This window comes from Paenibacillus caseinilyticus (genome assembly GCF_027533645.1).
In the GTDB taxonomy this organism is placed as follows: Bacteria; Bacillota; Bacilli; order Paenibacillales; family NBRC-103111; genus Paenibacillus_G; species Paenibacillus_G caseinilyticus.
Map to the genome: position 1 here is coordinate 511,730 of NZ_JAQAGY010000001.1, position 25,003 is coordinate 536,732.

General features: G+C 57.1%; 24 protein-coding genes. 7 read left to right on the forward strand and 17 right to left on the reverse strand.

Annotation, left to right across the window (positions count from 1 at the left end):
* Positions 1-127: 127 nt before the first annotated feature.
* Together O9H32_RS02115 and O9H32_RS02120 are read right to left on the reverse strand one after the other, a co-directional pair.
* A complete protein-coding gene (locus O9H32_RS02115) occupies positions 128-1,147 on the reverse strand; it encodes a Gfo/Idh/MocA family protein (RefSeq protein ID WP_269864070.1) in 1,020 nt (339 codons plus the stop codon).
* Between the two features lie 3 nt (positions 1,148-1,150).
* On the reverse strand, positions 1,151-1,993 hold the full coding sequence (locus O9H32_RS02120; RefSeq protein ID WP_269864071.1) for a sugar phosphate isomerase/epimerase family protein: 843 nt from the start codon (positions 1,991-1,993) through the stop codon (positions 1,151-1,153).
* Between the two features lie 264 nt (positions 1,994-2,257).
* Here O9H32_RS02120 and O9H32_RS32835 point away from each other — a divergent pair, with 264 nt between their 5' ends.
* From O9H32_RS32835 to O9H32_RS02130, 3 genes are all read left to right on the forward strand, one after another.
* The gene (locus O9H32_RS32835; protein ID WP_406627244.1) at positions 2,258-2,401 is read left to right on the forward strand and encodes an AraC family ligand binding domain-containing protein; all 144 of its coding nucleotides are present in this window, start codon (positions 2,258-2,260) and stop codon (positions 2,399-2,401) included.
* Positions 2,350-3,111, forward strand: coding sequence for a helix-turn-helix transcriptional regulator (locus tag O9H32_RS02125; protein WP_269864072.1), 762 nt, complete (start codon positions 2,350-2,352; stop codon positions 3,109-3,111). Before O9H32_RS32835 ends, O9H32_RS02125 begins: the two co-directional genes overlap by 52 nt.
* 816 nt (positions 3,112-3,927) lie before the next feature.
* Entirely contained in the window at positions 3,928-4,917 is a 990-nt protein-coding gene (locus O9H32_RS02130) for a hypothetical protein (RefSeq protein ID WP_269864073.1), read from the forward strand.
* Positions 4,918-4,949: 32 nt separating this feature from the next.
* On the opposite strand, the gene O9H32_RS02135 is transcribed toward O9H32_RS02130, so the two are convergent.
* Together O9H32_RS02135 and O9H32_RS02140 are read right to left on the reverse strand one after the other, a co-directional pair.
* The gene (locus O9H32_RS02135) at positions 4,950-5,732 is read right to left on the reverse strand and encodes a DeoR/GlpR family DNA-binding transcription regulator (protein ID WP_269864074.1); all 783 of its coding nucleotides are present in this window, start codon (positions 5,730-5,732) and stop codon (positions 4,950-4,952) included.
* Positions 5,733-5,772: 40 nt separating this feature from the next.
* Complete coding sequence (locus O9H32_RS02140) at positions 5,773-6,771, reverse strand: PHP domain-containing protein (protein ID WP_269864075.1); 999 nt, start codon at positions 6,769-6,771, stop codon at positions 5,773-5,775.
* Positions 6,772-6,986: 215 nt separating this feature from the next.
* Here O9H32_RS02140 and O9H32_RS02145 point away from each other — a divergent pair, with 215 nt between their 5' ends.
* Entirely contained in the window at positions 6,987-7,946 is a 960-nt protein-coding gene (locus O9H32_RS02145) for a metallophosphoesterase family protein (RefSeq protein ID WP_269864076.1), read from the forward strand.
* A 175-nt stretch (positions 7,947-8,121) separates the two neighbouring features.
* Entirely contained in the window at positions 8,122-8,712 is a 591-nt protein-coding gene (locus O9H32_RS02150; RefSeq protein ID WP_269864077.1) for a hypothetical protein, read from the forward strand.
* Positions 8,713-8,870: 158 nt separating this feature from the next.
* Here O9H32_RS02150 and O9H32_RS02155 read toward each other — a convergent pair whose 3' ends face one another.
* The 10 genes from O9H32_RS02155 to O9H32_RS02200 form a co-directional block, all read right to left on the reverse strand.
* Positions 8,871-9,686, reverse strand: coding sequence for an SPL family radical SAM protein (locus O9H32_RS02155; RefSeq protein ID WP_269864315.1), 816 nt, complete (start codon positions 9,684-9,686; stop codon positions 8,871-8,873).
* A 5-nt stretch (positions 9,687-9,691) separates the two neighbouring features.
* Complete coding sequence (locus O9H32_RS02160; protein WP_269864078.1) at positions 9,692-10,405, reverse strand: 2OG-Fe(II) oxygenase; 714 nt, start codon at positions 10,403-10,405, stop codon at positions 9,692-9,694.
* On the reverse strand, positions 10,398-10,649 hold the full coding sequence (locus tag O9H32_RS02165; protein ID WP_269864079.1) for an MGMT family protein: 252 nt from the start codon (positions 10,647-10,649) through the stop codon (positions 10,398-10,400). The genes O9H32_RS02160 and O9H32_RS02165 overlap by 8 nt, the downstream gene beginning before the upstream one ends.
* Positions 10,650-11,142: 493 nt before the next feature.
* On the reverse strand, positions 11,143-14,040 hold the full coding sequence (locus tag O9H32_RS02170) for an alpha-L-rhamnosidase (RefSeq protein ID WP_269864080.1): 2,898 nt from the start codon (positions 14,038-14,040) through the stop codon (positions 11,143-11,145).
* 84 nt (positions 14,041-14,124) lie between these two features.
* Complete coding sequence (locus tag O9H32_RS02175; protein WP_269864081.1) at positions 14,125-14,955, reverse strand: carbohydrate ABC transporter permease; 831 nt, start codon at positions 14,953-14,955, stop codon at positions 14,125-14,127.
* On the reverse strand, positions 14,952-15,818 hold the full coding sequence (locus O9H32_RS02180; RefSeq protein ID WP_269864082.1) for a carbohydrate ABC transporter permease: 867 nt from the start codon (positions 15,816-15,818) through the stop codon (positions 14,952-14,954). Before O9H32_RS02180 ends, O9H32_RS02175 begins: the two co-directional genes overlap by 4 nt.
* Positions 15,819-15,908: 90 nt before the next feature.
* The gene (locus O9H32_RS02185; RefSeq protein WP_269864084.1) at positions 15,909-17,243 is read right to left on the reverse strand and encodes an ABC transporter substrate-binding protein; all 1,335 of its coding nucleotides are present in this window, start codon (positions 17,241-17,243) and stop codon (positions 15,909-15,911) included.
* 189 nt (positions 17,244-17,432) lie between these two features.
* On the reverse strand, positions 17,433-18,941 hold the full coding sequence (locus O9H32_RS02190) for a response regulator transcription factor (RefSeq protein WP_269864085.1): 1,509 nt from the start codon (positions 18,939-18,941) through the stop codon (positions 17,433-17,435).
* Positions 18,942-18,999: 58 nt separating this feature from the next.
* Positions 19,000-20,772, reverse strand: a complete 1,773-nt coding sequence (locus tag O9H32_RS02195) for a sensor histidine kinase (protein ID WP_269864086.1) — start codon at positions 20,770-20,772, stop codon at positions 19,000-19,002.
* Between the two features lie 275 nt (positions 20,773-21,047).
* Positions 21,048-21,458 (reverse strand): VOC family protein, encoded by a 411-nt coding sequence (locus O9H32_RS02200; RefSeq protein WP_269864087.1) that lies wholly within the window; start codon positions 21,456-21,458, stop codon positions 21,048-21,050.
* A 167-nt stretch (positions 21,459-21,625) separates the two neighbouring features.
* Here O9H32_RS02200 and O9H32_RS02205 point away from each other — a divergent pair, with 167 nt between their 5' ends.
* Complete coding sequence (locus O9H32_RS02205) at positions 21,626-21,916, forward strand: ArsR/SmtB family transcription factor (protein ID WP_269864088.1); 291 nt, start codon at positions 21,626-21,628, stop codon at positions 21,914-21,916.
* A gap of 72 nt (positions 21,917-21,988) precedes the next feature.
* Positions 21,989-23,173: an MFS transporter gene (locus O9H32_RS02210; protein WP_269864089.1), complete on the forward strand. Its 1,185-nt coding sequence runs from the start codon at positions 21,989-21,991 to the stop codon at positions 23,171-23,173.
* 15 nt (positions 23,174-23,188) lie between these two features.
* Here O9H32_RS02210 and O9H32_RS02215 read toward each other — a convergent pair whose 3' ends face one another.
* The 3 genes from O9H32_RS02215 to O9H32_RS02225 are packed head-to-tail and all read right to left on the reverse strand — an operon-like array spanning position 23,189 to position 24,943.
* The gene (locus tag O9H32_RS02215; protein WP_269864090.1) at positions 23,189-23,887 is read right to left on the reverse strand and encodes a formylglycine-generating enzyme family protein; all 699 of its coding nucleotides are present in this window, start codon (positions 23,885-23,887) and stop codon (positions 23,189-23,191) included.
* A complete protein-coding gene (locus tag O9H32_RS02220; protein ID WP_269864091.1) occupies positions 23,888-24,256 on the reverse strand; it encodes a DUF4180 domain-containing protein in 369 nt (122 codons plus the stop codon). It abuts the gene before it with no gap.
* 33 nt (positions 24,257-24,289) lie between these two features.
* Positions 24,290-24,943: a TetR/AcrR family transcriptional regulator gene (locus O9H32_RS02225; protein WP_269864093.1), complete on the reverse strand. Its 654-nt coding sequence runs from the start codon at positions 24,941-24,943 to the stop codon at positions 24,290-24,292.
* Positions 24,944-25,003: the final 60 nt, after the last annotated feature.

Sequence of the window (25,003 nt, forward strand, 5' to 3'; positions counted from 1 at the left end):
CTAGAAAGGTTCAGATTCAGGGTACCACAAGACGAAGCTGTTGTAAATGTATCCCACCCAAAAGAAAAATGCGTCCCGGGGGCTAACCCAAGACGCCATCCGATCCTATAGTCGATGTCCTCATGCGCTACTCCACCTCAACCCACGCGCCGCCCCGGTCTGCGGAAGCCAGCTCCGCTTCGACGATCTCGATGGTCCCTTTGACCTCCGAGCCCGCAGCTCTCGCCACAGGTTCTCCGCGCAGCAGCGTCTCCACGAAGTATTGAAGCTCCAGGTAGTACCCCATCTCGGGCGACAGCTCCGCCGTGAAACCCTTGGCGCCTTGGGGGTTCACCTGTACGGCATCGTTCCGGAATACGAGATTGCCCCCCTCCAAGTTCACCCGGTAGCTCATCTCGAAGCCAAAATCCCCTCCCAGGGTCCAGTCAGCCCCCGCATGGATCACTTTGCCATCATCGTACGCATAGTTCGTGGATACGGTGTCGTATCCGCTGCCCGGCACGACATTCTTGCCGAGACACGAGACAGCCCGGGGCTTGCCGAACAGCCAATGGATCGCATCGGTATCATGCACATGCATATCCATCAGCGCCCCGCCGCTCTTCTCCTTCTGCATCAGCCAGGGGCCCCAGGTCGGCGTAGCGCCTCCGCGGAAGAAAGACCCGCTGATGACCTCCCCGTAGACCCGGCTGTCGATCACTTCCTTCAGATAGACGTATGCCGGCCAGAAGCGCAGGCACTGCCCGACGAGAAGCTGCCTGCCGCAGTGTTCCGCCGCGCGGACCATCTCCTCGCACTCGCCGGCATGCATCGCCATAGGCTTCTCGCAGAGCACATGCAGCCCTTTCTCCAGGCACTGGACGGAGACCTCGGCATGCAGATATGTCGGAAGCGTAATGTCCACGGCATCCAATTCCTCCAGCTCCAGCATGTCCGTGATGCTGGAATACCGCGCGAAGCGCCCCAAGTCAATCTCTTCCCCTGCCGTTCCGATATTGCCGGCGGTCCCTTGGCCCTGCAGCTTCTCCGGGTCCGCGTCGCAGACGGCAGCCACCCGAATATCGAGTCCCTCCGCCTCTAGCCGCAGGTAATTCTCCAAGTGGGTTCTTCCCATGAAGCCGAGTCCGATCAGTCCGATCTTCAGCATGACTTAGTTCCTCCCCAAGATGGCGTTCATGGAAGCCGAAGTGTTGTATAGGATCTGGGCCGGGTGGTGCGTGTAAGGAGGAATCATCTCTGCTATGACGTAGTCCGTATAGCCGACCTCCCCCAGCGCGGCGACGACGGCCGGATAGTCCACATCGCCGGCGAGCAGGTCGACGAAGCCGTGCAGTCCCCCGGCAGCCCGGCGGTAATCCTTGAAGTGCACCTTCTTGATGCGCCGGTTCAAGATGGAGATCCAATGCTCCGGGTACCCGGAAGCAAGCACGTTCCCCACATCGAGATAGGAGCCGACATAGCCGGAGCCGATCTTATCGATGAAGTCCCGCAGCTCCAGCGGCGACAGCAGGAACTTGTTCCACACATTCTCGATGCCGATGGAGATCCTGTGGGCCTCCGCTTCCTTCGCCAGCCGGGAGAACGCCTCCAGGGCGTAGTCATAAGCCCGGTCGTAAGGTACGACTTCGGCGCCTGGTATAAAGTCCACCCCCACAGCGCCGGGAACGACGAGGATGGTGTCCACGCCGATCACCGCCGCCGCCTCCAGCTGCTTGCGGACGATATCCCTGGCTTTGCCGAGCACTTCGGCCCGTGAGCTCGTCAGCGGGTAATCCCAGTACAGCCCGCTGGCCAGGCTCGTCAGTTCGATGCCTTCGTCATCCGCCCGCCGGCGCAGCTCCCGGATCTCCTGCTCCGGGCTCTCCAGGCTAAGCTCGCCCTTCTCGGCAAGTGCCAGTTCGATGCCCTCGAACCCGGCGTCCTTCGCGGTACGCATCGACTCCCTGAGGGACATGCCGCCGGGGAATGACCAGATATTGATTCCCTTTTTCATGAGACTCGCCTCCCTTGGTAGTCTAATTATAAGGAAGGAAGCACGCGGTGCCTTTATCCAAAAAGCCGTTTCTTTTGTATTTTAGACTCGCTTTTAGATCAACTCAACTTCACTTCCAACATCACTTTCACCTTCCCATGGATTCACCCAAGCTTAGCTTCCGTATGCTACAATCAATACCAAGGATACGCTTACCGGAAAGGGATGACGGCGATGTAGTTTCCCCGGACGCGGCTCAGCGAGGCCGTCCGCATAGAACACCTGATCTCGTTCCATTACTTCGAATACGCCCAAGGCTTCGTCTTCTCCGGAGAGCAGCATGACTTCTGGGAGCTGCTCTATGTGACAAGGGGACGGTGGAGGTTCAGGCCGACGACCGGACGCTGGAACTGCGGCAGGGGCAGATGATCTTCCACAAGCCGGATGAATTCCATTCGGTCCGCGTGCAGAAGCACCACAAACCGCCCAATCTTATCGTCATCGCGTTCGAATGCGCCTCCCCGGCTATGGCTTACTTCAGGGACCGGACGATGTCTGTCACGGACCGCGAACGCGATCTGTTCTCCCTGCTGCTCACGGAGGGGACCCGCGCCTTCCTGCCGCCGTGGGGTGATCCCGCAGTGCATACGCTAGTGCTCCGGCCCGAAGCTCCGTTCGGCAGCGAACAGGCGATGAAGGCCTACCTCGAGCTGCTGCTCATCTCGCTGATCCGGCTTGGCAGCCGCAGTGACGGAACAACGCGGGCGCCCGCCAAGCTCTCCTCTCTCCAGAAGGAGAACGCGGAGAAGCAGCTCATCTCGTCTATCATGGACTACATGGGGCGCCGGATCGCGGAGCCCTTGTCGCTCGACCAGCTCTGCCGGGAGTTCCACCTTGGCAAGAGCCGGCTCAAGGAGCTGTTCCAGTCGCAGCTGGGCGTGAGCGTGCTCGAGCACTTCAAGCGCATGAAGGCGGAAGAAGCCAAATCCCTGATCCGCGAGGAGCGCTATAACTTCACCCAAATCGCCGAGAAGCTGGGGTATGCTAGCATCCATTACTTCTCGCGGGATTTCAAGAAGATGACCGGCATGCCGCCCTCCGAGTATGCCCGCACCGTCAAGGCGCGGTCGCCGGGTTGAAGCGCCTGCTTAGCCGACAGACGACGTGCGGCGAACAGCGCCCGCCGGGAGTGGAGCTCTGCGCAGCAGCGGACACGTATAAGAGCCGGACGCCATCCAAGACGGCAGTCCGGCTCTTGGCTATCGCTCCTGGCCGGCGCCCCCCGGTCTATTTCAGGTTGTCCTCGTCCATACACCCCCGGTCTACTTCAGGTTGCCCTCGTCCATACACCCCCGGTCTACTTCAGGTTGCCCTCGTCCATACCCCCCGCTCTCCCTGTCCATGTTAATCCCCGAAGATAGCCCTCCTCTCTATCTCCTGCTCCCCGGTATTTTGGCAGGATGCCGAGAAGCCTGACCCCTGATCCCTCTCAATCGTATGTTTCAATTTATTTTCATGCGAGAAAATAATTTTCGTTTTGAGTTGCATTATTTTCATTCAGGAAGCATTCCTTCGGGCAAGCAACAGAATATTCCGCTGAATTATTACGAAATACACCAAAAATCAACAAATTTTTATTATTCTTAGTGGAGTAATCGATTTTATTTCCATTATTTGTATTGATTAATAACAATTCATTAGATATGATTTTATATATAACAATAAGAAATTCATGTAAAAACACGAAAATGTTATATGAAAATGAAAGCGCCCTATTGTTCATATTCGTTCATTTTGTTTCATTTGCTCATGTCGTTGATTGCCCCAATTTCCGGCCCTGACTCGCCCGCCCTGCTGCCTTGCTCCCAACTACATGCGCTCAATGACCGGACTGCTAACTTCTGGGGCAGAAGGCAGCGCCCTGCCATCCTGTGACAAAAGAGGTGCTTACCCATATGACTCCGTTGCTTCAGACCTGGAACATCCTGTATACCCATGTCAAATGGTTCACGGCGGACACCAACTGGCAGCCGCAGCCGCTCGCCAAAGTGATTACGCCCGCGTTCTGGCTCTGGCTGGTCGTCACGTTGGCCGCTTTGCTCCTCTCCGCCATCCTGAACGATTCCATCGCCCGCCTCGGCGCAGTCCGCCGGGTTCACCGCCTGCTGAACCGGCTCCGGCCTTATCTTATGCTCATCCTGCGTGTGGGTCTCGGCATCGCACTGCTCCTCCAACTCGCCACCGGCACATTCTTGGCCCCTTCGTTTGCCGTTCACACTTGGTGGGTTTATGCCCTGCTGATCGTTGCATTCCTTGGACTCTTGCACCTTAGGGGGCTTGCAGTCAGTGGAACCGCCTTAGCTCTGCTGTATATGTATGCGCTTTCAAAATTCGGCGTGTTTCATCTGCTCGACTACCTGTTCTACATCGGCATCATCTACTACCTGTTCACGGCCAACAGCCGCTGGAGCGCTACAGGGCTGCCCGTACTCTATGCCTGTACAGGCTTGTCTCTCGCTTGGCTGGCAATGGAGAAGATGACGCTGGCGAAGCTCGCTTGTTCTCTAATGCATGAGTACGGTCTTCCTACCCTGGGATTCACGGTCGAGGACTTCGTGCTGATCTCCGCCTTCATTGAGCTCGGCTTGGCCTGGGCCTTCATCGTAGGCCTGATGAACCGGTTCACGGCGCTGCTGCTCACCGGCCTCTTCCTTACCACTACCACCGTGTTCGGATTCACCGAGATTGTCGGACATACGGCCGTGCACACGCTGCTGCTCATGTTCCTGATCGATGGCAGCGAGGGGAGCCGCACCCTATACCGGCTTCATGACTCCCCCGTCCTGCGCTGTATGTTCGTGGTCGTGAACTTCTGTATCCTGCTCTTCGGCCTGATGTCCCTCTACATCTGGATGGGCCAGCCCGGTGCCGCACTGGCTGCCTGAGGGCCATGCCAGGACCGGACCGCTCCCCCGGCTCAGCCGGCGGCGGACCCGGCCACGAGCACTTCCACTCCCCGCTCCGCGAACAGGGAGCGCCACTCGGGAGAGAGGGCCCCATCCGTGACGAAGATCGAAGCGGCGTCCAGGGGACAGACATGGGCCAGCATCGATTTGCCGAGCTTCGAATGATCCGCCAGAATGATCCGCTCCTGGGACCGCTCCATCATTTTGCGCGAGATGCTCGCCTCGTGGAGATCGTAGTCCGTAATGCCATCCACGCTCGACACGCCGCCGGCCGAGATGAAGGTTTTGTTGACTTTGAGCTGCCCCAGCATGTTCTCCGCAAGCGGCCCGTTCGCCGTCTGCTGGCCCCGGTTCACTTCCCCGCCGATGAACAGGATCCGCCCCGGGAACACCTCCAGCGCCAGAGTAAGCACCGGTACCGAGTGGGTCACCAGCGTAACGCCCGTCCGGGCGGAGAGGTGCCTGACCATCTCAAGCGGCGTTGTCCCGTTGCCGAGCATGATGTTGTCCCCGTCTTCAACTAGCGATGCGGCGAGTCTACCGATCGCCTGCTTCTCGTTCAGATGCAGCAGCTTCTTCTGTTCGAAGGGCGGTTCCGGCGCATTCGACCGTGCCAATACGGCGCCCCCGTAGACCTTCTTCAATACCCCTTCTTGATCGAGGCGCTCCAGATCCCGGCGGATCGTCTCCATCGAGACGCCAAGCTCCTCCGCAAGCAGGGGCACTTTGACCTGCTCGTGCTTCGTCAAGTCCTCTACAATTTTCCTGCGCCGCTCTTCATATGAAAGAGACACGTCTATCCACCGCCAGTCGAGTTAGTAAAAAGCAGCATGGCTATCTAAGCGGTACGGCGATGCGCTGCCGCTCCTTGAAGTACACGATCTCCCTGTATCCCGTCCGCTCCAGCAGGTCGCCCGCTTCATCCAGCATGGTGCCGATATCGTCGGGATAATGGGAATCCGAACTGAGGGTAACCGGCACGCCGTGACGATGCAGCACATCCAAGAACGCCGGACTCGGGCAGGCCTCCTTCACCGGATACCGGTAAGCGAGCCCCGTGTTGATCTCCGTCGCCACGTCCGCCGCCTTCAGTGCTCGTGCCGTCTCTTCGTACATGGGCATCAGCAGTTCCTCGGCCAGCCGGTAGCCGAACACCTTCAGGTTGTCCAGATGGGCGATGATATCGAACAAACCGGAGGCCGCTGCGGATTGAACGCACCCGAAGAGCTGCCGGTATAACGCGAGCAGATCCTTCTCCCGGAAGAGCTCCTGCGTATCCGGATTATCGAAGCCCCAGCCGTCCAAAAAGTGCACGGAGCCTATGACGTAATCCAGCTCGTAGGCCGCCAGCAGCTCTTGGAGCTCGTCTTCCCCTCCGGGAAAATAATCCGCCTCCAGCCCCAAGGAGACCGGATGCCCGTCGCGCTGCGCTTTCTTCACGGCTTCAATGAAGGGCTCGATCGACCCGATGCCTACGCGGTCCAGCCACTCCCTCTGCCGCCGGCCAAGCGGCGTGTCATCCACGATCATATGCTTCTCGTAATACGGCCGGAATTCGGCGAACCGGTATCCGTGATCCAGCATGCCAAACCGCTCGATGCCTCGTTGCCGCCCCAGCTCAAAGTAATGCCCGAGCCAGCTCTCATGGAAGCAGCCCTTCGCGAGTCTCTCCTGCAGCAGCCGGGCCATGTGCTCCGCCCAAGCCAGCGTATGGGGCTCCGCCTTCCCTCCGTCCCGCCCGCCGTATACATTCTCCAGCGCCCGTACGGTCCGGTGCAGCCATCCGGCCGAATAAGGCCCCTCTTCCAGGTGCAAATGAAAATCCACTTTCATAATCAACGCTCCCTCCCTTTAGGTGCCCTTGTTGGATCTTGTGGTTTTATGTGACTTCGTTACTTTTATCCTATAGGGAATCCCTTCTGCTTGTCAATAAATCATGGATAATCCGTGTTGACAACCCCTTATCGGCATTATACTATTAGCACAAAACCACAATGAACAGTCAAAAAACCACATCATTCAACCTAGCTGCCTGGGGAGGCTATGTAATGAAAAGGAAACTCTCCTTTCGGGAAGACGGTACCTTCACCGTTACCCAGTTCACGGATGTTCACTGGAAAGACGGCGGCGAACCGGATCAGCGCTCCTTCGCTTTGATGGAATCCGTATTGGATGCGGAGCATCCGGATCTCGTCGTCTTCACGGGAGACATCATCTACACCGGAACCGTCGCTCCCGGAGAGACCGAGTGCAGGGATCCCGCACAGGCCTTCCGGGATGCGGTAAGTGCTGTCGAAGCCCGGGGCATCCCCTGGGCAGCCGTCTTCGGCAACCACGATACCGAGAACCGGATCTCGAGGGATGAGCTTATGGACGTCATCCTGGAGCACAGGCATACGGTCACCGAACGGGGACGGAGCGGCCTTCCCGGTACCGGCAATTACCGGCTGACCGTACTGGACCAGGAAGGCACCCCGGCGGCCAGCCTGTATTTCTTCGACACAGGGGAGATGTGCCCTTTCCCCGGCGTGAAAGGATACGACTGGCTGAAGCACGACCAAGTCGCCTGGTACATGGAAGATTCGCGGACATTGTCCCAGGCATTCCATGGCCGCCCCGTGCCTTCTCTGGCCTTCTTTCATATTCCGCTGCCTGAATATAAGGAGGTCTGGAACCTCGGGGGCTGCAGCGGCAGCAAGAACGAAGAGGTCTGCTGCTCCACGGTCAATGCCGGGATGTTCGGCGCCATGCTCGAGCGGGGCACGATGCTTGGCACGTTCGCCGGCCACGACCATATCAACGATTACTGCGGGGATCTGCACGGAATCAAGCTTTGTTACGGCCGGGCCACGGGCTACAATACCTACGGCCAAGAGGGATTCCCCCGCGGTGCCCGGATGATCCGCCTGCATGCGGGTGCCCTCTCCTTCGATACCTGGGTCCGGCTGGACGACGGCCGGGTGATCTCGTATATGGATGAAGGAGCAGCAGATTCCATACTGTCTTGATGGGATCTCTGGTACAGCCCAAAGAACCTGTCACTTCTGTGACGGGTTCTTTGGGCTGTATAGATAAGTAGCTAATGGAACATCTCCCCCCAATAGGCCACCTTTAATCGATTCAAGGATACTGCAACATCTTACTATTTTTATTACGTCCAATGTTGCAGGGAGGCGATAAAAATTGAGGAAATATTTCATTGGATTCCTGTTCGGTGTAACCGTTTCATTCTCAGCTGCTGCGTATGCTTCTGAAACTCTGCAAGTTCTAAAATCCAATGTAACACTAATGTATAAAGACAAGGATATTGATCTCAAACAAGAAGGATTCGAAGTATTCAATTACAATGGAAATAATTATGTTTCCCTAAGAGTTATTGCTGAAACATTAAAACTACCCATTTGGTTTGATGAATTTAGAAATGAGATCGTGCTGGGCAGCTTTCGATTGGATGACACGCTCGAATTGACTGAATTATTGAACAATAATTTTGAAGGTATTCAGTCCATTGCAGTACAGTACGGAGATGGCTCAAAAATTGAAGTGAAAGATCAAAATGAAATTCATACAATTGCTGAGAAGCTTAAACAGGTTAAATTAAAGATTTCGGAAAATCAAGAACCGACGTTTGGGTATCTGTATAGCTTAACCATAAAAACAAAAGACGCAGAGATCGTATATCCAAGCAATTTACATATTAATGGAGACCTATTTCGAGCTAACTCCCAGACGAAGGAACTGGATTCACTGGTGATGTCGCTGAAGCTCCAATGAGTTGTCAGCGCTCGCAGCCTGAACTTTGATTTACTTCGACCGTTCCTTAGCGCCCAGATTCTCAAGCTTCCAGAAGGGGATCCCGTCTTGGTTATAAACCAATCAGACCTGTCTCCCCTCCTGGAAGGCTTCCTACGCTATCCTGGCATCTTCCCCCACTACGGGGCGAACCCCTCCTGGCTCACATACAGCTGATCCTCGCGAAACACCTGCCGGAGCCGGTCGTACACCATCTGGTGCGCAGAAGGTTCCATCCACGCCTCCAATCCCAATTCCTCGTAGATGGCCCGGACTCCTAACTTGGCCGTTCGCCTGCCTCCACTGCCGTCTCCCATATAATAATCGTCTATGCACACCCGGTCGACCAAGTCGGCCAATATCCCGGCGAACCTCTCGCTGCTCGGCAGGAGGGGTGCCAGCGCAGCTTGTGCCGGCACACCCGCGTCAGCGAGCAGCTGCAGCGTCTTGAGCCTGGCCGGAATCGGCGGGGCCTTGGGCGTGAACCGTCTGCGGATCTCCTCCAGGTCGGTCTCCACGGTCAGGCTGACGCGCACCCTGTCCTTCAGGAGCACCAAGAGATCGATATCCCTTCGGACCAGCGGACTGCGGGTCTGTACGAGGAGAAAATCCGGCGGTTCCTCCGCCATCACCTCCAGCAGGCACCTCGTTACCTTCTCCTTCACCTCGGCCGGCTGGTAAGGATCGGTAGAAGAGGACATGAAGATCGTTACCTTCCCCTTGGCTTTGGCCCTTCGAAGCTCTTTGCGGAGCAGCTCCGCAGCCCCCTGCTTGACGTCCACCCAGGAACCCCAAGCCCCCTCACGGAACAGGGCGACCGGCATCCGCCGCACATAACAGTAGGAACAGGCGAAGGAACAGCCGGTATAAGGATTCAGGGAATGCGTGTAGTCCGCAAGAAAGCCGGTTCCTTTGTTCAACAGCGACTTCGGGGATTTGTATAATAGCTCGCTCATCGTCGTCACTTGGCGTCATGGAATATGATTCCGAGACTGTACCTCCTTCCCGAGTTGATCGTGCTGACCCCATGCCGGAGCGTCGTCTTGTAATAGCCCCGGGTGCCGGATACAGGCCTGTGATTCGTGGGAAAAATGAGGGCGTCGCCCTGCGCCAAGGAGATCACCTGTCCCCTGCTTTGTGCTCTCGGACGCTGCTCCACGAGCAGAAATTCTCCTCCGGTATAGTCTTCCTCCTTCGAATTCAAGGCGACCACCACCTGAAAAGGAAAGTACACTTCCCCGTATAAATCCTGGTGCAGGCAGTTGTATCCTCCTGCTTCGTACTTTAGGATCAAGGGGGTGGGGCGCTGCTGTCCCTGCCTATGGCATTCTTCCAGGAATTCGTCCAAGGCCGCCGGATACCGGGGCTCCTGACCGAGCTGCGCCAGCCACCGGTTCGCCGCCTCCGCCAGCCCGGGATAGAGCCCGTGGCGCAGCTGCCCCAGCACATCCGGCAGGGGGTGCGCATAATATTTGTACTCGCCGGCGCCGAAGCGGTATCTGGCCATATCGATGGTGCTGCGGAAGCGGCCCTCCTCATCATAGGTGCCAATAAGGTCTCTGCATTGGTCCGTATCCAGCAGAGCAGGCAGCACCGCGTACCCCTGCCCATCCAGCATGTCATGCAGCGAAGGCCAGTCCAATCCGCTCAGGCGTTCAGCTGCAGCGTTAGGCATGGGGCACAACCTCTCCGCCGCTTACCTCTTTCTGTCCAAGCACCAGCAGCTGTGCCTTCATGGCGGGCCCGCCCCGGTAGCCGGCGAATGCCCCGTTCTCACGCATCACGCGCCTACAGTTCCCGGTGATCCTTATCGGATCGGCTCCGATTACCGCCCCCACCGCGCACACGCACGCAGACTTTGGGTGAAAGTTCCCCGTCCATAAGATGGTTTTGACGGTCTTGTTGGCTGTTCTTTCCACTCGATAACACCTCCGCAGGTGGATATTGTCTTGCCGGAATTCCGTCACCGTCAGCCCGGTCACCTCTCCCCCAAGTATACCCTCTCTTGACGCCTCGTGTACCCACCGGCGAATAGAATAGCAAGATACCGACAACGGTCCTGCGCACTTTCCGAACCTGTTCGAGGCGCACAGCCGGGATATCCCGCGCCCGCCGGCCAACCCTGCTCGCAGCCCCATGCTGAAGCGGCGGTTCTGGAACATCTCGAATACAAGGGGCTGGTAGGAGACCTGAAACCGGCCCGCTGTCTTATGTATGATAGTCGTGCTGATTATCGAGGCAATAGTGAACGATATCGACCTCTCATCCCACGTTGTAGAGCGATTCTTGGTCATAGCTGTATGGGGAGCTTATCAGATCCCGTCTGCTTCTTCCTATTCACGCATGGGGGGCTGCTGCCGGAAACCCTGCATGTCTTGGCTGTTACAGCCGCCCCACCTCCCGCTTGAGACCTTACTTGCCTAGCTCGGCCAAGACCGCTTCAACCTGCCCCCGCGACACGCTCGCCATCGCATTCTCGGTGAGCTGCTTCAGGCTGTAATTCTTGACGAAGTTCAGCGCCGGGCTGCCGAACAACTGAGGCATGTGCTTCTTCATCACTTCAGCGGCCGTAACATCGTCCAGCAGCTCCTGAAGCTTGCTCTCTGCGGTATAGGTCACTTGGAACAATCCCGCAGCCGGGTAGCGGAACCGGTACGTCCCCGAGCCTACAGTCAGACGAACCCCCTGCCCCGTCTCGGCAGCCGATTCCACTCCCTCCGCAGATGCGGCATCGCTCTGGCCTTCCTTCAGGCCGGAGAGGGCAGCGCACTTCAGGACGACTTCCGCCGTCGTGTTCGCCGGAACCTCCAGGAACACCTCGATTTCCTCCCCGTTCACGCGCCAGCCCGATTCGATCCGCCCGTACATCGACTTGTGCGCTGCTCTGGCATGCGTGAGATTCCGGCCGCCGAACAGCGGCTCGATACGAATCCGCTTGTAAGCCGGAACGGAAGTATCCATATCGAGGCCGGCTACCTTCCGGTACATCCACTCCCCGATCGCACCGTAGGCATAGTGGTTGAAGGAGTTCATGTCATCGCTCCAGAACGAGCCGTCCGGCTTAATGCTGTCCCAGTGCTCCCAGATCGTCGTCGCGCCCTTGGAGACGGAATACAGCCAGCCCGGATAGCTTTCCTGCAGGAGCAGCTTCACGGCGGTATCGTGGCAGCCGCTGTTCGAGAGGGCGAAGCACAGGTAAGGCGTGCCCACGAAGCCCGTCGACAGGTGGTATCCGTTCTCCGCGATGAGGTCGTTCAGATCCTTCGCCACCCGCGCCTTCACGCGGTCGTCTACGAGCTCGAACATCAACGCCAGCACATGTGCCGTCTGCGTCGGCGAAGCGATCCGGCCCGTGGCCGTGACGAACTCCTCGCGGAACGCGCGGACGATGCCTTCGTGCAGCTCCCCGTACCGGCGAGCATCTTCCTCATGCCCAAGTACGGCAGCCGAATCCCGGAGCAGACGCGTCGAATGCGCGTAATAAGCCGTGGCCACCAGTGCCGTCGGGGTTGACCCGATGTAGCTGTTCTCCTTGGCATCGAGTGCAAGCCAGTCGCCGAAGTGGAAGCCGGTGTTCCATAGGTATTCGCTCTCGCCCTGGGCCCGGATATACTCGACCCAGGCCTTCATGCTGTCATACTGCTCAGCCAGCAGGCGGCGGTCGTCGTAGTGCCGGTACACGGTCCACGGGCAGATCACCGCGGCATCGCCCCAGGCGGCCGAGCTGGCGCCGCCGACCACATCGGGGACGACGAACGGCACGCCGCCGTCCGGCAGCTGCTCCGCCTTCAGGTCACGCAGCCACTTCGTGAAGAAAGGACCGCCCTGGTAGTTGAACAGCGCCGTGCCGATGAACACCTGGGCATCGCCGGTCCAACCGAGCCGCTCGTCGCGCTGCGGGCAGTCGGTCGGCACATCGAGGAAGTTGCCCCGCTGGCCCCACTGGATGTTCCGCTGGAGCTGGTTCACGAGCTCATTCGAGCATTCGAACTCGCCCGCCGGCTCCATATCGGAGTGCATCACCTCGCCGGTGAACGCCTCCAGCGGCAGCCCGTTCTCCTGTCCGGGGAAGCCTTCCACCTGGACATAGCGGAATCCCATGAACGAGAAATGCGGCGCGTAGCTCTCCGTCCCTCCGCCGCCCTGGCATAAGTATTCTACCGTCTGCTTCGCCGGGCGCAGATTGCCGAAGTAGATGTTACCGTCCTTATCGAGCACCTCAGCATGGCGCAGCACAATCCGCGTGCCTGCCGGTGCCGTGACCTCGAAGCGCATGCGGCCGACCATGTTCTGGCCCATGTCGAGCACATGGTCGCCGGCCGGCGTGACGAAGGCGGATACGGGACGCAGACGCTCCGTCACCCGCACAGGCGTATTCTCCTGCGCGACCAGGGTGTGAAGCGGCAGGTCCAGCTCCTCCACCGGCCTCCAGTCGCCGCTGTCTGCAGCAGGCTCCGCCGCGCTCCATCCCGCAGGCTCCAGCCGGGCGTCATACGTCTCGCCATGATAGATCGTCGAGTACCGAATGCCGCCTAGCGCGGCCTGCCACGCCTTATCGGTCGCGATCACCTCTTCCCTGCCGTCTTTGTACCGCACATACAGCTGCAGCAGCGCCGCCCGGCGGTCGCCGTACTTGAAGTTCTTGCCCTCGAAACCCATCCCGCTCTTATACCAGCCGTCCCCGAGCCGGATGCCCGCCGCGTTGCTCCCCGGCTGCAGCAGCTCCGTGACGTCATACGTCTGGTACTGGAGCCGGTTCAGGTAGCTGGTCCAGCCCGGCGCGAGCTCCTCATCCGAGACCCGCTCGCCGTTCACATAGAGCTCATACACGCCCGCCGCCGTCGCATAGATCCAGGCGGAAGCGATCTCCCCGCCAAGCTCGAAGCCCCGGCGCAGCAGGAACGCCGCTTCCTCCTGCGGGTCGATGCCGCCCGCTTCCGGCGTGATCCACTTCGCGGTCCACTCCTCCTCCCGGAGCAGCCCCATCTCCCACCATGCCGCGGCACTCCACTCCGACTCGCGGCCGTGGTTGTCCCATACCTTCACACGGTAATAGTACCTGGTGCGGCTCTGCAGTTCAGGGCCGGCATACGCCACCTGAATGGACTGGTCCGACTCCGTACGGCCCGAGTCCCAGAGCGGTTCATCGAAGCGGTCCTCGCCGGCGGCCACCACGATCCGGCAGGCGCGCTGGAGCGTCCCCCGGCGGTCCGAGCTCAGCTCCCAGCTGAGCCGCGGCTGTGCGGCAGAGAGGCCGAGCGGATTCGTACGATACTCGCATGTTACACGTTCAACGGTTAAGGCTCCCATGGGTTTGCACACTCCATTATGATTGGATTGGTATACATTCTCCGGTCCCGATTACAGATAATCCGATGCCATCACACGCTGTCCCTATCCTTTGACGGACCCGGCGGTCATTCCTGCGACGATCTTTTTGTTGAAGAAGATAAAGAGCAGCAGCGGCGGCAGCGTAATCAACAGAATATTCGTGAAGAGCAGGTTCCACTGCGTGACGTACTGACTCGAGAAATTATAGAGCGTAAGCTGTACGGTTGCATTCTTGGAGCCCGGGAAAAAGTATAGCGGGTTCGTGAAGTCGTTGAAGATCCCTACGGAAGAAGTCACGATGATCGTTGCGGTAACCGGCTGCAGCAGCGGGAGAATGATCCGGAAGAACAGCGATGCTCCGCTGCATCCATCCACAATCGCCGCCTCATCGATCTCCCGCGGGATGGCGGACATGAAGCCTTTGTAGAGCAGCACGCAGAACGGGAATCCCAGCGCCACCTCGACCAGGACAAGCCCGGTCATCGTCTTGAACAAGCCGACGCTGTCCAGCACCCAGATCGTAGGCACGATCGCCGGGGGAATGATAAGCCCCGACAGAACGAGGAAGTTGATCCACGGCGTGGCCTTGTCGGTCCGGCGCTGCATGACATAGCCGGACATCGCGCAGACGATCACGAGCACAAGGATCGACAGCACGGTCAGGACCGCAGAGTTGTAGAACGCCCGCAGCAGCATATAATCCCGCGCCTCGACGACCTGCTTGATGTTGTCCCACAGATGAATCGAAGATGGCCAGGCCAGATTCAGCAGGGACGACTCCTTCGTATTCTTCATGGCGTTGACGATGATGAAGTAGAACGGAATCCAGAACAGGACGACGGTCATGCCGACGGCTGCGAACTCCCCGCCCCACCTCCTTATCCCTCTGTTCATAGCTCGGCCTCCTTCCGGTTCAGGTACATGTAGAGCGGGAAGGCAAACATCGTGACGAAGAGGAACAGGATCACGTTGCCGGCCGTAGCCAGTCCGTAGAAGCCTCCCTGGTACTGCTTGTAGATGATCGAAGCGATGAGGTCCGTCGAGAAGCCCGGGCCGCCCTTGGTCATCGCCCACACGAGATCGAACGAACGCAGGCCCCCGATGAAGGAGAGGATAATGACGGAGTTGGTGGCCGGCCGGCTCAGTGGCACGATGATGCTCCAGAACTTATGCCATGCGCCGCCGCCGTCGATTTGCAGCGCTTCATAATACTCCTCAGGGATCGAGAGAATCCCGGCGATATAGATCACGGTGGCGAAGCCTACGCCCTTCCACACATCCACGAGCGCTACCGAGATCAGCGCCAGATCCGGATTGCCGAGCCAATCGGGCCCGGCGATACCGAGCTTCGCCAGCGTCGTGTTGATGAGCCCCTGCGTCGGGTGCATCATCATGCTGAACGCCAGACCGACCGCAATCGTACTGACCAACGTTGGGAAGAAGATGACCGACCGCAGGTAGCCCTTGGTTCTGATTTTGGATGTCAGGAAGACGCCGAGCAGCAGACCGAGCACTACCTTGAGCACGCAGGTGACCACGGCGTAGAGCAGGGTGTTCTTGAATCCGATCCGCAGCGAAGGCTCTTCGAAGAAGGTGATGAAGTTCTCGAGCCCGATGAACTTCCACTCGATCAGCGACCAGCGGGTGAGGCTGAAGAAGAACGACATGAGGGTCGGCACCAGAAAGATGGCGATATAGACCAGGGCTGCAGGCAGCAGAAAATAGTAGGAATACGTGCGTTTGAATATCGTGGTCATTCGTCTCTCCACTCCAATCCTTCAGGAGGCGGACCGGCCCGTACAGCGGGTACCCCCGGGCCGGCTCTCCCGGTCATCATCGGCAGCGGCTTACCAGCCCTGCAGGCCGAGCTGCTTCGCCTGCTTCTCCACATCCTTGTCGTAGAGCTGCGCACCTTCCTTAGCGGGCTTGAAGCCCGCTCCTACCTCGGTTGTTATCTGCGGGAGGCTCGGTCCCTTGACCGGGGAGACGAACTCCAGCGCCGGCGCCGTCTTACCCGTGTCAAAGTAAGGCATCATATCCTTGACTACCTGGGGTACATTGTCCGGAAGCTTCGCGCCCTTGACCAGCAGCGGGCCCGTCGGCTTCGACACCTTCATCAGCGCTTCGAGGCCTTCGACGGACGAGGTGAATTCGACGAACTTCTTCGCTTCCTCGATATGCTTGCCCTCCTTGTAGATGTACGCCCCGTTCGATACCCATACCGTCAGGCCGTTGACATCTGCGCTGTCCCCAGGCTGGGCGAAGATGCCGATATCGCCGATATACTCCGGGTAGTTCTGTTCAATCACCGGAATCGCAAAGGTGAGCATCGGGTAGTGAGCCCCCTTGCCTTCGGCGAGCAGCTTCACGCCGGCATCATAGGTCGTGGCGAGGAAATCCTTGTTGAAGTATCCCTTCTTCCCAATCTCCTCGAGCTTCTCGAAGCTTCTCAGTACCGCCGGCGTATCCGCGAACTTCGCTTTGTTCGCCGTATAGTCGTCCGCGAACTTCGGAGCCTGCGCCTGGACGTTATAATAATCCGCCAGGACGACGATCTGGGTCGTCCAGTCATCCTTGAAGGAGCCGATGACCGGCGTGATGCCCGCCCCCTTGATTTTCTCATTGTTCGCCATGAGCTCCGCCCACGTCTTCGGCACGGTCAGCCCCAGTTGTGCATATACCTTCTTGTTGTACAACCAGCCCCCGCCCATCGTGGAGCCAATCGGCCCCGCAAACATTTTGTTATTGAACGTAACCGTTGGCTTGAAGGATTCCACCACATGGTTCATGAACGGTTCATTCGTCAAATCCAAGAGGTTCTGCTCCGGATTAAGCGCTTGCATGAGTGAGCCGGCATTATACCAGAACACGTCCGTCATATCGCCGGTTGCCAGACGCGTCTTCACGAGATTGTCGCCTTCGCCGCCGCCAGGACGCGTCTCATGCTCGACTTTGATGTTCGGATATTTAGCCTGGAATGCTTCGATGACCCCTTTGGCCTGGTTGACGGAATCCTGAGAGTTGTCGGTCAGCAGGGAGATCGTTACTTTTTTACCCTCCCCCGGAGAGGGTGCACCGCCGGCCGCTTCCTCGTTGTCCACGGCGCCGCCGCAGCCTGCAAGTACCCCTGCAGCCAATGCCGCCGCCGACAGCACCGATATCATCTTCTTCTTTTGTCTCATCCGCTTCATCCCCCTCGATCCTATTTGAGTTTCGTTCCCATGCTGGAGCGTTTTCCCCTGTGCTTCTTATTGTAGCCCGTTGTCTTGCTATCCGGCAGTGGGTCATAATTTGGTTTAGCGTCCGTTTTTTTTGGGAGCGTTATCATACAAAAGGGCATCTCTACAGAACGGGAAAATAAAAGAAGCCTCCTACGCAGGAGGCGCAGGAAGCCCGGAAGCATCCTTATACTGGCCCGGCGTCACACCGGTATATCTTTTGAACACCTCCGAAAAATGGCGGTAGGTGTGATAGCCGACCTTCCGGCTGACCTCCTGGACCTTCAGGCCCTGCAGCAGCAAGGACTTCGCCAGCTCCATGCGGTACCGGGTCAGGAACTTGATGTATGACTCTCCCATCTCTTCCTTGAAGAGCACGCTGAAGTAGGTCGGGTTCATGCCGACGTGCTCCGCCACTTCCTGCAGCGTCACATCCCGGGTCCCGTTGCGCTCGATGTACTCCCGCGCACGGGATACGGATGCATGCTTCGTGTCCTCACGGGCATGCATGCTCCCATCGGCGATTCGCTCCATCTGGCTGCGGAACCAGGCGGCCATCTCCCACTTCCCCGCCATCTCGCGGAACTCGGAGTGCGGCCTGAAGCCCCCCCACAGACCGGACGAAGCCTCGCCTGCGTTCTTCTTGGATTCCTCTGCAGCCAGGTAGATCAGCTTCAGCATCTCGTGTTCGGCCACATCCAGATCCAGCTTGCCGGCCTGGATCCAGCGCAGGAAGCTCTCGGCCTGCTCCATGAAGCCCGCCCGGTTGCCGGAACGCAGACTGAGGATGACCGCCTCCTCCCGCTCGGACAGACCCTCGGGCGCCGTGATCCGATCGCCGAGATCCTCGAAGCGGATCATCCCGTTCTCCCCCAGGAAGCGGGCCGACTGCAGCGCACGGGAGGCTTCCTGGTAGCTCTCCGCGGCTTCCGCTGGCCGCGTGTAAGTCCGGCCGCAGCCGACCGCCGTGCCTGCCTGCTCCGACTCGCTTAAGAGCCGGTCCCACAGCTCCTGCCCGGGAGGGAGAAAATGGAAGAGCGCAAGAAGGCGCTCCTGCCCGTGCCGGATAGAGACGCACCGGTAGGCCGGATGGTCCGGGCAGGCGAACGCATCCGATGCCGCGGCCAGAACGGTGACGGCGGCCACTTCACGAGCATGCGGGCCGAAGCATTCCCTCCACCGGCCTTCCGCCTCTTCCCCGGTCAGGAGCAGCTCCAGCACCGCCTTCTCCAGCAGTTCCCTGGAGCTCTCCTCGACGATCCGCTTCATCGCATCCCGTTCTTTCTGCTCGCTGACGCGGCCAAGGACTTTGTGAATCGCCCTCTCGATGCTCTGGATCGTAATCGGCTTCTCCAGATAGTCCACAACCCCCAGGTCGATCGCACGCTTCACGTATTCGAATTCGTTGAAGCCGCTGAATACGATGCAGTACGTCTCAGGCGCTTCCCGCATGACGGCCTCGATCAGCTGCAGACCGTCCATCCCCGGCATGCGGATATCCGTGAAGATCAGATGGGGCCGTTGTTCCCTGAAGAGAGACAGCGCGGCCAGCCCGTCGCTTGCGGTACCGGCCAGCTCGATGCCGAGGCCCGTCCAATCGATCATCGCCTGAAGGCCTTGAAGTACGATATATTCATCATCAAATACGGCCGCTTTCAACACGGAAGCTCCCCCTATCTGGTCTGCGACAGTTCTAGTCCCAATCTATGGCTCAATCTGACTAATGGCCTGGTTTAAAACGAGTCTGACTTGGTCTAAAACGAATCTCGATACGGGTCCCTTCATTCACCTTACTGAGGACGGTTAACGAGCTGCTCGGGCCGTACGACAGCTGCAGCCGCTCCCTGACATTGCGCAGGCCGTAGCCCTGCTCGGTCACTCCGATATCCGCCATGCCCACCCCGTCATCCTCTACGGTGAACAGCAGATAGTCCCCGTCTTGGATACCCGTCAGCCGGATGCCTCCCTCTCCCAGCTTGGGCTCCAGCCCGTGATAGATCGCATTCTCCACCAGCGGCTGAAGAAGCAGCTTCATGACCTCCATCCCCATCACCGAACGATCCACTTCTACCGTATAATGAAAGCGGTTAGCATATCTCAGGTTCTGAATCGTCATATAATGTTCGATATGCTTCAGTTCTTTGTATACCGGAATCATCTCCTGGCCCTTGTTCAAGCTGAGCTTGAAGCTCTCGGACAGAGACACCGCCATCTGGGCGATGTCGTGATTCTTCTGGAGGACGGCCATCCAATAGATGGAGTCGAGCGTGTTATAAAGAAAATGGGGCTTGATCTGTGCCTGGAGCGCTCTCAGCTCGGCTTCCCTCTCTTTCAGTTCGGACTGCACGATGCGTTCGGCGAGCTCCTTGTTCTCCGAGGCCACCCGCTTGAACGTCTCCCCGATCGCCCCCACCTCGTCATTGTCAAAAGTCTCCGCCAAGCAGCTGCGTGTGCCGATAGTCCACTCCAGCATCATCTTCTTGATCTGAAGCAGCGGCCGGGTAATGCTGCCGGAGATCAGGATCGACATGATAATGGCAATGAGAGCCATACAACTGGCGATCAGCGTCGTATACAGGCCGATCCGGTCGGACTTCCGGAGAAGCTCCTCCGTCCGGATGAGGTGAAGGAAGGTCCAGCTCGTCGTCTGGTTCTCATACCGGGAAACGAGATATCCATTCTCCTTCAGAACGCCCAGCGCCGCGTTCATATCCGGTAAAGGGGGGAACTCGCCCGGAGGAAGCGCATTATTGAAGACCGCATGGACTTGATCCTGCGCGGGAGCCAGCGCCATGAACCCGCCGAATTCGTTGGTCGCATTGAAGACCTTGCCGAAGATGGAATTCGACACGTTCACGATCAGATAGCCGATCGGCTCGCCGCTCGGACTCTGGGCATCACGGAAGAGCTTCACGGTGGAGAACGTATTCTTCGCTTCCCCGAACACATCGTATCCGAGGAAGACGACTCCCCCCTGCGCGCGCTCCGCACTCCGGAACCAAGGGGATTGCCGGATCAACTCGGGCTTGCCCCCCTGCTCATAGATTCCGGCATCATCCGAACGTCCCGAACAGAAGATCTTAAAGTCCATATTCATGAGACAGATCGAGCTGACGAACCTCGTGTCGAACAGATTGTGGCTGATCACCTTCTGCAGACGGTTGGCGCTGGATTCCTTCATATCCGTCTGCTCATAGTTCGGCCGCGTCCCGCTTTCGATCAGCTCCTGGCGGATCTCGTCGTTCACAACAATGGCGCGGTTCAAGTTCACAATATTGCGGAACAGCAGATCGGCCACCTCGCTGGAGGTTTCCAGGTGCTCCACGATCGTCTGTGTATTCGTTTCCATCAGCGCATCCTTTGCACTGTTGAAGGAAAGATAGCCGAGAATGAACAAGGGAGGCAGCGAGACCAGCAGCATAGCGGCAAGGAACCTTCTTCGGAGCTTCCGGAAGCGGATGTGGTCAATGAGGGAACGAAGCCCTGATTTCATGATGTACCTCCAAGCGGATCGGCACGGGGCTGGACCGGTTGTTTATTATTCATTATAGCGCTTTCTTCTCCGGCGGCAATCCAATCCTTCTGCGGGGGCCCGGATCCATGTGGCCATCCAGTGCCATAAGGGAGAATAAGATAACAGCCCCTGGGACATGACCGCACGCTTAGTCATATCCCAGGGGCTGTTATGGTCTCCGATGCGAGGTGCTCAGGTAGGGGGGCTCTCGGCTGCCCCCAAGCTTCACGCGGCCTCCATGGATCCTGTGTCACTCACTGGGCATCCAGGTCCGGCTGCATATACAGCACATTCCACCGATGACCATCCACATCAGCGAAACAGGCGCCGTACATTCCTCCTTGGCCTTGAGGCATGCTGTACACCGTTCCGCCTGCCTGCACTGCCTTATTTACGATCTCCTCTACCTGCGCTTTACTGCTTGCGTCAATCGAGAACAAGACCTCTGCCGCTTGAGAGGGATCTGCTACTTCACTTTTCGTGAATGCTTTGAACGTGGACTCGGGGAACAGCATCACCAGAACGCCTTTGTCGCCTACGACTAACCCCGCCATGTGTTCACTATCGAGGTGCCGCGGATGAAATGCAAATCCAAGCGCACTGAAGAATGCCTTCGACTTCGCCAAATCTTTTACCGGCAGATTAATCCAAAATTCTTTGGCCATAAGGGCAGGTCTCCTTCACGATAAGATAGATGTTACCAATCCTGCCTCCATCGTAGCACAACAAGGGAGCCGCCGTTTCTTCCGGATTGCTTTGCTTCTACATCGGGGAATCGGGTGGGTTTTTGCCAAAGACTTGATTTGTGGCGAAATCTTAGTACAATAGTTGTATGACTACTCAAAAAACAACCCCTGATGAACTGCGAGTCAAAATATTTAAGGCATTAGCGGATGAAACCAGATTAGACATCATACGAGGTCTGTACACCAGCAAGAAGGAGATGAATTGTGGAGAAATAGGGGACATTCGCGATACGACGAAATCGAATACTTCGTATCACTTGCGTGCTTTAAAGGAGGCGAAATTAATCAAGGTACGAAAAGAAGCCCAAGCGAAGTATACCTGTATCGATGTAGAGACTTTTCAAACTTACTTACCTGGATTTCTGGATACGCTGTAGAAGGAAATCTCTTTTTTTGTTCATTAGTTCAATTGTTTTTGAACTTCAAAACTAATTGAAAGGGTGAATTCCATGTTTCGATTAACGTCCTTATTCTTCCTCGTCATGTTTGTGATCGGCACGGATACGTTTTTGATTTCTCCGCTCCTCCCCACGCTTCAATCTTTGTTTCAGATCCCGACCGAACATGCCGGTTGGATGGTTGGAGCCTATGCTTTAGGTTATGCCCTGTTTGCGCTGATTGCCGGACCGCTTTCCGATGGTTGGGACCGCAAAAAGGTCATGCTTTCCGGCATGGTCTGCTTCTCCCTCTCCACGATGCTATGCGGCTTTGCCACAGGTTTCTGGTCGATGTTCCTCTTCCGTTTTTTAGCAGGAGTCAGCGCGGCCTTCACGGCGCCTCAAGTCTGGGCATCGATCCCCGCACTGTTTCCAGCGCCCAGAATCGCCAAAGTATCAGGAATCGTCATGGCAGGCTTGGCTGCTTCCCAAGCGTTCGGCATCCCAATAGGAAGTTATCTTGCCTCAACCCATTGGTCTTATCCATTTTTTACAATCGGAACCTTCGCATTGTTGGTAGCGGTGTTCATCTTCTATGCTTTACCCGAAATGAAAGCGAATCAAGAAGGCCCGCAACCCAAGACTCCGATTTTCAGCAGATACCTCCCGCTTTTGAAGAGTCGAGTGGCGAGAAGGGCCTTCCTCGCTCATTTCTTATTTCAATGTGGATTCTTTGCGGCTTTTTCTTTCATCGGAAAATGGGTGACGGATCGCTTTCACCTCTCCATTGATGAAGCGGGGTACGTGATGTTTTTTCTTGGTCTCGGGAATATCGTGGGGAGCTTCGGCGGTGCCTATGTGATCAACACCATAAACCGTTTCAATACGCTGGTTGCGGGCTTTCTTGTCTCTATCGCCTGTTTTATGGTTGTGCCTCACATGCCATCCCTTGCGGCTTTCGAAAGTGTTTACTTTTTCATCTTCGTTAACATGGGAATCGCTTTTCCACTCCTATTGGGGCTGCTGAATTCATTGGATCCGACCATCCGAGGCACGATCTCCAGCTTGGCCAATTCGATGATGTACGCTGCTACAACGCTTGGCTCTTGGATCGCAGGACTGATGTACGCGACCTTTAACGGTTTTTCCGCCGTGGGCATATTTGCGGCCATTTGCTTTGCCGGTTCGTTGTTATCTTTTATATTTAGCGGTATTTTGACCGGTCACACAAAAACTCCCCTGCCCCCCCAAAAATAACCGACGCGATCCGCCTTACAACGACCTGGCGAGACGAAAGCCGAGATCATCGATGCGAAATGTTGGATGACTGCGGCGGCGGCACGTCGCCCCGCAGCCCCTGGCTTCTTCGGCCCAGCTGCCGCCGCGGAAAACCCGGTAAGAGCCGTACACTTGCACATCGTACAGATCCCAGCACCACTCCCAGACATTGCCCAGCATATCGTAGAGCCCCCACGCATTCGGCCGCTTGAGGCCTACCTCATGTGCCCTGCCCCCAGCGTTCTCCTGATACCATGCGATCTCATCGAGCTCGCCATACCGGTATCCGCCCGTTCCGGCTTTACAGGCATACTGCCATTCCGCTTCCGTAGGTAGACGGTAGCCATCCGCGTCCCGGTTCCAAGCAACGCTCTCGCCATCCTGACTTACCAAATAGCATTCCTGCAGACCCGAACGCTGAGACAGCCTATTGCAGAAGGAGACCGCCTCATGCCATGAGACTTCCGTGACCGGAACCTGAGGCTCGCCGGGAGTTCCGGCGGTCATGGACATGACCGAGCAGTATAACTCCCTTGTTACAGGAACGGGTGCAAGCCAAAAGGAGTTCACCGGGACCGTCCATGTCCTCTGGATCCGGTCGTCCCTTAATGGAACCTCACCTGCCGGAATGTTCACCATGGCATAGGGCCCATCACTGCGCTGTGCCTTGGACACTGCCTTCCCATGTCCCATCTACTTCAACCTGCTTAACTTTTCAATCGCCTGCTCTTCGGTCGGCAGGAAGAAGATATCGCTGCCGCGGTTGCATTCATAGATGAAATCCTTCAAACTTCCGCTGGAATATACAGAAAAATCCCCAACAATCGCAATCTTCACGTGATAATTAATGTATTTCTGAAGAATGTCGCCTGCCAGGCGTGTTTTCAGATCGAAGAAGCTTTCGCTCAACAGGGATTTGTGAATCACGATCCGATCGGAGTCCGCTTCATATCGTACGGTCGCCATAAGATCCAAGGCCGACTGCACATCCTCTATAACCACCCCGCTGGCGCTCACGACTGCGATATTTACTCCACCCGCTTCAACCTTCGCTATATTCATACCGATCCTCCTAAGTAAGCATTTTGTATAAACTTAACTACTCATGTACTTGCTGACATAATCCTCACCAATGTACCGGTTATCTTTATCCTTCGCCGGCGGAATGTTCGCAACCCGGAAGAAGCCCAGGCCTACCACCATCGCCAGCAGCCCATATGCCGCGCTATGGGCATCCTCTACAGACAGTTGTCCCATCCTGTTCCCGTAATCAAAAATCTTGGCTATGCCTTGAAGATCGGCCCGATAGCTCTCCGATATGACCTCCTGCAGATTGCGGTCCAGCGCGGCCCTAGAGAAAAACTGCAGGAAGAGCCTGCCTTGATCTTCATAGGGGATGAACATGTTCTGAACGCCATCCAGCGGCGAAACATTGATCTTCTTCCCCGAGTCATCACGGGATGGCGGCAGGATATGCCTTAGCGTGACGTCCAGCATCTCCGGTGCTGTCATGGTGGCATCCAATTCAGATTCTATCCTCTGGCCATAATAAGCCATGAACGACTTCAAGGCTTCGACCGTCAGATGATCCTTGTTCTTGTAATAATAAGTGACGACTCCCTTGGAGCAGCCTGCATACTCGGCAACCTTATCCAGCGTCATGCCATCTATCCCATGAAGGCTGATGCACGTTAACGCGGCATTGATGACTTCGGCTCGCCGCCTCGGTTCCATTCCTACTTTGGGCACGATTGATTTCACCTGACTCATTTTTATTTATACCGAACAGTCGGAATAAATAAATTTTAT